Source organism: Streptomyces aureus, assembly GCF_001418135.1.
Taxonomy (GTDB): Bacteria; Actinomycetota; Actinomycetes; order Streptomycetales; family Streptomycetaceae; genus Streptomyces; species Streptomyces aureus_A.
The window spans coordinates 1-7328 of the sequence record NZ_LIPQ01000443.1 but is presented as its reverse complement, the minus strand read 5'-3'; the positions used below and the strand labels follow the sequence as shown (position 1 = coordinate 7328).

Below are 7328 nucleotides of genomic sequence, written 5' to 3'. Positions count from 1 at the left end.
TTGCCGGCCTTCTTGCCGGCCGCCTCGATGGACTGGATGGCGCCGAGGGCCATGTCGTCGTTGTGCGCGTAGTGCACGTTGATGTCCGGGTTGGACTGCAGGAAGGCCGCCATGACCTGCTTGCCGCCGGCCCTGGTGAAGTCGCCGGTCTGGCTGACGACGATCTTCCAGTCGTCCTTGTGGTCGGCGTCCATGATTTCCTTGAAGCCCTTGGCGCGTTCGAGCGCGGGGGCGGCGCCGGTGGGGACACCGCCGCCGCCCCCGCGCCCCCCACGTCCCGCGTCAGGCCCGCGAGCCCGTCCTCGTAGCCCTGCCCCACCGCGCGGAACCGCCATGCCCCATCGCGCCGGTACAGCTCACCCAGCACGAACGCGGTCTCGGCGGTGGCGTCCGTGACGGCGTACTGCGCGACGACGGTTCCTTCGAACGTGCTCAACTGGGCGTAGAGACCCGGGACCTGTCCGAAGGTCCCGTCCGCGCAGGATCCGACTATCAGTACCCGCTGGACATCGGGTTCGACGCGGAGCAAGTCCAACTCCAGCCATTCGGCGAGCTGTCCGGCGCCCTGTCCCGTGCCGACATGCCGAACGACGCCCGAGGGGTGGACGGGCCGGCCGTGGAAGACGATGTCGGCATCGCCGCGTACCGCTCCGGCCGCGTCGAGCAGAAGGGCCGCGGCTGACACGGTCGGCGCACCTGGCACCGACTGTCGGCCCACGGCGACACGCAGAGGGACGGCGGGGACGGGCGCGTTCGCACCCTTGATCATGTGCGTCATACGGCACATGGTGACAGTGGAACAGACACCTGGAGAAGATCTCTGGCGCGGAACGCGCCATTCCAGCAAGGGACTTCGTCAGAGTCAGCCGCGAACTACGCAGGCCTCGACGTGGGCCGTCCGGACCGGCGCCGCGTCACAGTGCGCCCACGCCCAGCCCTTCATCGCGACCTGCCGGACGATCGAGGGGGAAGGCACGGGAGCGCGGGTGGCCGTCGACCGCGTCCCCGAGCGCGAGGACTGCGTCGACAACGGCGACGCATCCGACTCCTGAGCCTTCGGCCTCCTGTGCCGCGAGTGGCACCCGACGGCCGGCCGTGAGGACCGAGACCTGCCCGCTTTTCGGCTCGCACCCCACCGAGTCACCGTCCGATGCCAGACCCGGCCCAGTCTCCCCGAAGCCGACGCGCTGTCCCGCACGGCGGCACGCCATCGACACCACGGTTGTGAAGCCGTCAGCCACCTGATCCGGTCCCGCAGATCCGCCCCGACTCCTGCGCCGAACCGGGCTGCCTTGTGCTGTACGACGTGGACGTGTGGTCGGGCCCGCGAACCGGCCGTTGCCTTGCCCGCAGGCTTCTACGGCGACCTCGAACCACTGGCCCGCGCCGCGCCTCCCCGCCCGGACGGGAATCTGTCTCATGGGCATGTGGCGTTTCCTGTGGTCACAGAAGGTGTGGGCGTGTACCGTCCCCGTTAGCTGTCGTGGTTCGGATCTTCCCTTTGCCCATGCCCTCGGCGTGGGCTTTTTTGCTGTGCTGTGCCGCAGGGACCAGGGCGATCACCTCCGTCTTCCGCATGGTGCGGAAGGCGTTCATCGACTGGAAGGCATGAGACATGGCTACGGGAACTGTGAAGTGGTTCAACGCGGAAAAGGGCTTCGGCTTCATCGCCCAGGACGGCGGCGGCCCGGACGTCTTCGCCCACTACTCGGCGATCAACTCGACGGGTTTCCGTGAGCTCCAGGAGGGCCAGACCGTGACGTTCGACGTCACCCAGGGCCAGAAGGGCCCCCAGGCGGAGAACATCAACCTCGCCTGACCTGCCCCAACCCGCCGGCGGGACCGGAGCGGACGCAGCACCTTCGGTTCTCGCTGTCCGCACGGTCCGGCCGGTGGACACCGTGCGAACCGGCCCGGGCCCGACACGCTTGCCGTGACGGGCCCGGGCCGCTCGCCGTGACGGAGAGTTCGCCCGCTTCGCACGACGGCCCCGTCGGCATCGGCATCGGCATCCTCGAACCGACCACCCTGCCGGGCAGAGCGCGGAGGAACGCGCCGCCCTCCCGCGCCTCGCTGTCACTGGGGTCGCCACCACCATCACCATGCGCCCCAGCCAGCCCCTCCGAGAAGCCCTGCTGGTGCTCGTCGCGGTCGCGGGCCGTGGCGTCGCGGCAGCCCGGGGCGAAGCGTTCGTAGAGGTACGGCCTTCTGGCGCTGCGTTCACCCCGATGGCAGGCGGCACGCCCGTATTCCGTGACTGGCCGGGCTCATGATCGTTACCCGCAGTGGCAGCTCCAGAGGGCAGTGGTAGAACCGCCCTCTCGCGCCCTGAACGCGTGTCCGACGTCAGGTCGTCACGGGGAGGAATGACGAGTGGGTGGCTGGATCAGTGTCGGTCTCGGGGCTGCGGCGGCGCTTTGCCCGCTGCCGCACCACGGAGACGTGGCCGTCGTCATGGACCACGCTCCCACTCACGGTCACCTGGTGGTGTGTGCCCCGGACGTATGGGTCGACATGGGCTACGGCGACGGGATGACGGAAGCCCCGCGCCCCACGTGCGCTCCGACGGCCCCGCCGCCCACGGCGCCGCCTCTTCCGTCACCCACGGCGCCGCCTCCTTCGTCGCGGCCGTCGCCACCGTCTCCGCCCCTGCCGGTCCCCGAGCCGGCGCCGCCGAGGTCGCCCGCGCTCTCGCCACCGGAAGCCGCTGCGGAACTCGCTGCTCCGGAACCTGCCGCCCCGACACCCCCGGCACCTGGCCCCGGGTGGGCACCACCAGCGCCCCCGGTGCCGAGCACCACCGCCCCCGCTCCGGCGCAAGCGCCCCAGGGATTCCGGTGGGAGCCGCGCTCGCACTACACGGGCGGTCCGTCCCGTCCCGCTCCGGCCAAGCTCCCGATGACCATGTCCACAGTCGTGATCACCCTGCCGGCTGTTCTGGCCGCGGCCGCCCTGCGGCCAGGGTCGCGTCGTCGCGGCCGCGGCTGACCCTCCACCTCTCGTCCGGCCGCCGGGCCCTTGACCGGCCCAACGCGTCCGCCCCCGTATCTCATACACATCGCCTCGCTCGTCCTGGAGTCGTGCAATGCCGGAATGGCTCGTCTACACCCTGGCCTCGGTCCTGGTCTGCGTTCTCGTCGTCACGGCGACCGTCCTGCGGCACCGCCGCGTGGCCGTCGACGAAGACACCTCCGAGACACCGGACGTGCTGGAGTACATGGTCATGATGGTCGGCGTCGTCTACGCCATCGTGCTCGGACTGGCGATCGCCGGCGTGTGGGAGGCCCGTACGGCGGCCGAGGACACCGTCCAGCGCGAGGCCCAGGCCCTGTACGAGATCGACCAACGCCTGGACGTCTACCCTGACGCCTTCCGGACGCAGATCAAGGAGTACATCGACGCCTACGCCCGGCACGCGGTCACCGCCGAATGGCCCGCTCTGAAGGACGACCTGCCCGTCGACGGCACCGGCGCCGAACTGCTGGGCCGCATCCGGAGCGACATCGCCCATCACACCCCGGCGGACGAGCTCCAGGCCCAGGCCTACCAGCCGCTCCTGGACCAGGTGGCGGCGGCGGACGACGCCCGTCACCAGCGCCTGGACACCTCCGGCACCACCCTGCCCCCAGCCCTCTGGTTCGGCCTCGTCGCCGGTGCCCTGGTCACCCTCGGCCTGCTCTACACCCTGCAGATCCGCCGCTCCGCGCGCGAACTGCTGCTGGCCACCACGTTCAGTGCCCTGGTGGTCTTCCTGCTCTTCCTCGTCTGGAGCTTCGACGCGCCCCTCGGCCACTCCGGAACGGACTCCGCCCAGCCCTTGAGTGACCTCCTCACCGCCGCCGCCTGACCAGGCATCACGAAGGAACGCGACACCGCGGCGAACAGGACGCCCGTCTTTCAGCTGCATGCTGAGTTCCTTGGCAGCGACCGCGCACGTCGTCCGGGCCGGTGGTCCCTACTGTCCTGGCCCCCAGGGACCGAGGCGTCGGTGCTGGTTCCGCGGGAGGGGGGACCGGCGCTGCTCCCCGCTCGCGAGGGGACGGTCCCAAGCCGGGCACCGGCTGGTTGCCCAGGGCAGAACTGGACCCGTCGACGCCGGACGGATGGGCAAGCATAGGAAGCCTCTGGTGGATGGGTTCTCCCTGGTCGAGAACCCATCCACCAGGGCTTCATCCGTACGACCGGCCAACTGCCCATCCGGCAGGTGAGATTGCCAACGGCTCACCGTACGGCCGGCCGCTGCTTTGCCCCGCACCCGGCCGGTGTGCCTACCTATTCGATTACGTAGTTCTACGGATGCCTCTGGAAGGCAGCGTTGGGAGACTCGCCCATGAGCTTCCTGACGGAGCCGTGGTGTCGCGCCGGGGAGCGTGCCTCCCTACTGGGCAACCGTCGCGAGCTGTCCAACGGACAGCGAACGCTGTCTGGTCCATAGAGCCCGGCTGAACATGGGAGAGTCCTCCGTTGGTTTCCAAGATTCGTGTCCTTCTCGGCATGCTCGTGCTCCTGGCGCTGGCCCTCGGTGCCGTCGCCCTGCTCGCGGCCATGAAAGCCGGCGCCACCTGGTTCACGATCGTTCCTCTCGGCATCCTCGTCATCGGCGCGTCCGTCCTCCAGTCGCTCGGATGGTTCAACAAGAAAAGCCGGTGACCGGCCTGGCGGCTCGCAGGGCACACCGTTCTCCTACGGCGCCCTGCTCGCGGGGCAGCGGCAGGTCCGTCCGCCCGGCTCATCCGCGTGCCGTCGAGCAGCCGGTCTGCAACCTTCCTGGATGCCAGTTCATGGGAGACAGAAGCAGGGGGCGCGGCCACCGGCGACGCGGACGCCGCAGCGGGCCGCGGGAGCGCGAGGTGTGCCGGGACGACGAACGGGAATCTCAGCGAGTCTCCGCCCGGTGTCGGCGGTCGTCTGCTTTTCGCTGGTGCGGTGACCGGGATGGTTCACCGTGGTCGGAGGACGGCTCACGGGACGAGCGCGTTCCGCGTGGGGACTGGTATTACTGGTGCATGCAGGAAGAGACCGCGCGGTCCGCGATCGACACGTTCATCTCCGCGTTCAACGCCTCGGACGACAGCTATGTGACTGCGTTGCTCTCCCAGGCCCTGACCTCGGACGTGGTCTTCTGGGGACCCTTGGGCCGCAGCGAGGGGATTGAGGCGGTCGAGCGGTTCGTGCTGGACATCCGACGCCACCCCGCGGGGACCGGCACGATGGTGCGCTGTTCGGCGGTGGACATGCCGGACGAGTGGGCCCGGTACCAGTGGGTCTTCACGACGCCGGATGGAGGCCCGCGCCTGGCGGGAACGGACGTCGTCCATCTGCGGCGGAGCCTCATCGACCAGGTCATCGTCTTCGCGGGAGAGATCGAGCCGTCCGCCTCCTGAGCCATTCTCCTCCGGCTCCGTCCTTCTCCTGAACCGGCCCCGTTCGGGGCTCCGGGGCCGGGTCGGCCTTGTCCGGGATGGTGCAGCGGATCCCGAGGCGGCGCAGATAGGCACGGCTCTTGCGGGAGGCGCACGCCTTGTCCGCGCGCGCCCGGTTGGGGCGGACGCGTGGCCGGCCCGGCCTGAGGCGGGGCACACGGACCTTCTCCAGCACGGGTTCGAGGATGCGTTCGAGGACTGGGATCAGCTGCGGGCTGTCGCCCCACGGACCAGGAGTGATCAGCAGCGCCAGAGGGCGGAGGCCGCCTTCTCCGCCACGGTGGATCTTGGAGGTCAGACCGCCCCGCGAACGGCCGAGCCCTTCGTCGGAGCGGTGCTGCCGAGGTGTTGATCTCCGCTTTGGAACTCGCGGCGTCCTGCGTGAAGCCCCGGCAGCGTGCTGAGGGGCTCGGCACGAGGTGGAGTCCACGCTCACCATGCTCCAGTCGATCCGGCCTCGGGCATCGGCATCGGCCTGGACGGCTTGCAGGATCCGATCCCAGGTGCCGTCCGCCGACCCGCGGCGATGACTCATAGACCGTTTTCCAGTTCCCGAACCTGTTCAGCAGATCCCGCCACGGGATTCCCGTGCGGACCCGGAACAGGATCCCGTTGATCACTGTTCGGTGGTCGTTCCCACGCCGGCCCCGGTCGCCGGTCTTCGGCAGATGGGGCGCAAGTCGCGCCCACTCGTCATTCGTCAGATCACCCTGCCCCACGAACCGAAGAATGATCCCGACGCGAGGCGACCGTCACATGATCTGCCGGACAAGACCTAGTGATCTGAGTCAGAGATTCGTCGGCAGTAGGCGGCGACTTTGTCGAGGATCTCGTCGGCGGTCTTCGTCCAGACGAACGGTCTGGGGTGCTCGTTCCAGTCGGCGAGCCAACCGCGGATGTCGCGTTCGAGGGCCTGGACGGAGCGGTGGACGCCGCGCTTGAGCTTCTTCTGCGTGAGTTCGGCGAACCACCGCTCCACCAGATTCAGCCACGACGCGCTGGTGGGTGTGAAGTGCAGGTGGAATCGCGGGTGAGTCAGCAGCCACCTTTTGATGTCGGGTGTCTTGTGGGTCGCGTAGTTGTCCAGGATCAGGTGGACCTGCAGGCCGGCCGGCACTTCCTTGTCGAGCTTGGCCAGGAACTTCTTGAACTCCGCCGCCCGGTGACGGCGGTGCAGGGAGCCGATGACCTTGCCGGTCGCGACCTCCAGGGCGGCGAAGAGGGTGGTGGTGCCGGCGCGGATGTAGTCGTGGCTGCGGCGTTCGGGGACGCCGGGCATCATCGGCAGGACCGGCTGAGACCGGTCCAGGGCCTGGATCTGCGACTTCTCGTCCACGCACAGGACCAGGGCCTTCTCCGGCGGGTCGAGGTAGAGGCCCACCACATCGCGGACCTTGTCGATGAACAGCGGATCCGTCGACAGCTTGAAGGTCTGCGACCGGTGCGGGGCCAGGGCGAACGCCCGCCAGATCCGCGAGATCGCCGACTGCGACATCCCGGTCGCCGCGGCCATCGACCTCGTCGACCAGTGCGTCGCGTTCTTCGGTGTCTCCTCCAGCGTTTTGACGATCACCCGCTCGACATCCGCGTCGGTGATCTTCCGTGGGACACCCGGCCGCGGTTCATCGCCCAGCCCGTCCAGCCCGTGCTCGATGAAGCGCCGCCGCCAGGTGCGGACCGTGTCCGGAGCGACCCGCAGCCGCCGTGAGACCTCCATCACCGAGTGCCCCTCCGCGCACTCCAGCACGATCCGCGACCGCTGAGCCAACGCCTGAGCTGTCGTGCGGCGACGTAACCAGCCATCCAGCACACCACGCTGTGCATCAGTCACCAACAACGGCGGAATCTTCGGACCAGGACGACTCATACCCAAACCAACGATAAACCTCTGACTCAGGTCACTAG

Annotated in this window: 5 protein-coding genes and 3 pseudogenes; 4 read left to right on the top strand and 4 right to left on the bottom strand. The window is 69.1% G+C overall.

Annotated elements, in window-relative coordinates; translation table 11 throughout:
* A pseudogene (locus AOK00_RS30135) lies at positions 1 to 242 on the bottom strand (substrate-binding domain-containing protein); the annotation flags it as partial.
* Positions 243 to 337: 95 nt separating this feature from the next.
* A pseudogene (locus tag AOK00_RS37705) lies at positions 338 to 769 on the bottom strand (TerD family protein); the annotation flags it as partial.
* A gap of 846 nt (positions 770 to 1615) precedes the next feature.
* Here AOK00_RS37705 and AOK00_RS30130 point away from each other — a divergent pair.
* The 4 genes from AOK00_RS30130 to AOK00_RS38705 all read left to right on the top strand — a co-directional run bounded on the left by AOK00_RS30130 (position 1616) and on the right by AOK00_RS38705 (position 5384).
* Entirely contained in the window at positions 1616 to 1819 is a 204-nt protein-coding gene (locus AOK00_RS30130) for a cold-shock protein (protein ID WP_055603386.1), read from the top strand.
* 1266 nt (positions 1820 to 3085) lie between these two features.
* Complete coding sequence (locus AOK00_RS30125; protein WP_055603385.1) at positions 3086 to 3847, top strand: DUF4239 domain-containing protein; 762 nt, start codon at positions 3086 to 3088, stop codon at positions 3845 to 3847.
* 617 nt (positions 3848 to 4464) lie between these two features.
* Positions 4465 to 4650 carry a hypothetical protein gene (locus AOK00_RS30120; protein WP_055603384.1) on the top strand — a complete coding sequence of 62 codons (186 nt, stop codon included), beginning with the start codon at positions 4465 to 4467 and terminating at the stop codon, positions 4648 to 4650.
* 356 nt (positions 4651 to 5006) lie between these two features.
* Positions 5007 to 5384 carry a nuclear transport factor 2 family protein gene (locus AOK00_RS38705; protein WP_024757633.1) on the top strand — a complete coding sequence of 126 codons (378 nt, stop codon included), beginning with the start codon at positions 5007 to 5009 and terminating at the stop codon, positions 5382 to 5384.
* Positions 5385 to 5445: 61 nt separating this feature from the next.
* Here AOK00_RS38705 and AOK00_RS38700 read toward each other — a convergent pair.
* Together AOK00_RS38700 and AOK00_RS30110 are read right to left on the bottom strand one after the other, a co-directional pair.
* Positions 5446 to 6142 (bottom strand): annotated as a pseudogene (locus tag AOK00_RS38700) (IS5 family transposase); the annotation flags it as partial.
* Between the two features lie 56 nt (positions 6143 to 6198).
* The gene (locus AOK00_RS30110) at positions 6199 to 7290 is read right to left on the bottom strand and encodes an IS630 family transposase (protein ID WP_055603383.1); all 1092 of its coding nucleotides are present in this window, start codon (positions 7288 to 7290) and stop codon (positions 6199 to 6201) included.
* Positions 7291 to 7328 lie beyond the last annotated feature (38 nt).

Bases quoted from the DNA above. Each gene is read 5' to 3' on its own strand.
- AOK00_RS30130 (WP_055603386.1), top strand. From the start codon at position 1,616: ATGGCTACGGGAACTGTGAAGTGGTTCAACGCGGAAAAGGGCTTCGGC.
- AOK00_RS30125 (WP_055603385.1), top strand. From the start codon at position 3,086: ATGCCGGAATGGCTCGTCTACACCCTGGCCTCGGTCCTGGTCTGCGTT.
- AOK00_RS38705 (WP_024757633.1), top strand. From the start codon at position 5,007: ATGCAGGAAGAGACCGCGCGGTCCGCGATCGACACGTTCATCTCCGCG.
- AOK00_RS30110 (WP_055603383.1), bottom strand. From the start codon at position 7,290: ATGAGTCGTCCTGGTCCGAAGATTCCGCCGTTGTTGGTGACTGATGCA.